Consider the following 1788-nt stretch of genomic DNA (forward strand, 5'->3'; position numbering starts at 1 on the left):
CGCGTCCTGCGGTTCAGCTCCGCGGCGTCAGCGCCACCGCGAAGTGCTCCAGCTCGGCGGCCAGCTCGGCCGGCACCTTGGCGTGCAGCAGGGTGCCTTCGGCGGTGTGCTCGGTGGCGAGCAGCTCGCCCTCGGCGTGCACCCGGGACACCAGCGCGCCCTGGGTGTACGGGACGAGCGCGTGCACCTCGACGGCCGGGCGCGGCAGCTCCTCGTCGATGAGCTTGAGCAGCTCGTCGATGCCCGCGCCGGTGCGGGCCGACACCACGATGGCGTGCGGCTCGCGGCGCAGCAGGCGCTGCAGCACGTGCGGGTCGGCCGCGTCGGCCTTGTTGATCACCACGATCTCGGGCACGTTCTGCGCGTCCACCGAGACGACGACCTCGCGGACGGCGGCCAGCTGGGTCTCCGGCTCGGGGTGCGAGCCGTCCACCACGTGCAGGATGAGGTCGGCGTCGGCGACCTCCTCCATGGTGGAGCGGAACGCCTCCACCAGGTGGTGCGGCAGGTGCCGGACGAAGCCGACGGTGTCGGCCAGGGTGTAGACCCGGCCGCTCGGGGTCTGCGCCCGGCGCACGGTCGGGTCGAGGGTGGCGAACAGCGCGTTCTCCACCAGCACGCCCGCGCCGGTGAGCCGGTTGAGCAGGGAGGACTTGCCGGCGTTGGTGTAGCCGGCGATGGCCACCGACGGCACCTGGTGGCGCCTGCGCTCCTGGCGCTTGGTGTCGCGGCCCTTCTTCATGTCGGCGATCTCCTTGCGGAGCTTCGCCATCTTCTCGCGGATCCGGCGCCGGTCGGTCTCGATCTTGGTCTCACCGGGACCACGGGTGGCCATGCCGCCGCCGGACGAGCCGGAGCCGCCACCACCCATCTGCCGGGAGAGCGACTGACCCCAGCCGCGCAGTCGCGGCAGCATGTACTGCATCTGCGCGAGCGAGACCTGGGCCTTGCCCTCGCGGGACTTGGCGTGCTGGGCGAAGATGTCCAGGATCAGGGCCGTCCGGTCGACGACCTTGACCTTGACCACGTCCTCCAGGTGGATCAGCTGGCCCGGGGTGAGCTCACCGTCGCAGACCACGGTGTCCGCCCCGGTGGAGGCGACGATGTCGCGCAGCTCCTGCGCCTTGCCGGAGCCGATGTAGGTGGCCGCGTCGGGCTTGTCGCGGCGCTGGATGACGCCGTCCAGCACCTCGGAGCCGGCCGTCTCGGCCAGGGCGGCGAGCTCGGCCATCGAGTTCTCCGCCTCCTCCAGCGTGCCGTCGGTCCAGACGCCGACGAGCACCACGCGCTCCAGACGGAGCTGGCGGTACTCGACCTCGGTGACGTCCTGGAGTTCGGTGGAGAGGCCGGCGACGCGACGGAGCGCGGCGCGCTCGCTGCGGTCGTACTGGTCGCCGTCGAAGTGGTGGCCGCGGTCCTCGTCGATGGCCGCGAGGTCCTCGTCCATGAGGGCTTCCGCCCGCAGACCGTCGAGGCGGCGCGGGGCGTCGGCGTGGTCGCGGGTGTCGAACGTGGAGGTCATTCTGTCCTTAGGCTGCTGGAACGGGTGGCCTGTGCGCGACCGCACGGGACGGTCGTGCCCGGAGTCTGCCCAGCTGCCGCCCCGTCTACCACTCGGGCGAGGTGTGAGCTACCCCTCGGGGCCGCGGACCGGGCTGAGATTCCTCCGCCCGGCTCAACGCCGCGGTCCGGCCGTGAATTCCCCACGATGGTCGCACGCCGGGTGCTCGCCGGTCATCCGCATTTCCCCGGACGGCGCCGCGGCGGCCGGCGGACGGCCCGGGCCGC

Annotated in this window: 1 protein-coding gene; it reads right to left on the reverse strand. The window is 72.6% G+C overall.

All coding sequences use genetic code 11. From position 1 onward, the window contains the following. Positions 1–13: 13 nt before the first annotated feature. Positions 14–1522 carry a GTPase HflX gene (gene hflX, locus ABD308_RS04335; protein ID WP_344325772.1) on the reverse strand — a complete coding sequence of 503 codons (1509 nt, stop codon included), beginning with the start codon at positions 1520–1522 and terminating at the stop codon, positions 14–16. Positions 1523–1788 lie beyond the last annotated feature (266 nt).

Source organism: Kitasatospora putterlickiae, assembly GCF_039527695.1.
GTDB lineage: Bacteria > Actinomycetota > Actinomycetes > Streptomycetales > Streptomycetaceae > Kitasatospora > Kitasatospora putterlickiae.

What these genes read in the sequence shown, in the direction of transcription:
- hflX (WP_344325772.1), bottom strand. Translation starts at nt 1,522, where the DNA reads ATGACCTCCACGTTCGACACCCGCGACCACGCCGACGCCCCGCGCCGC.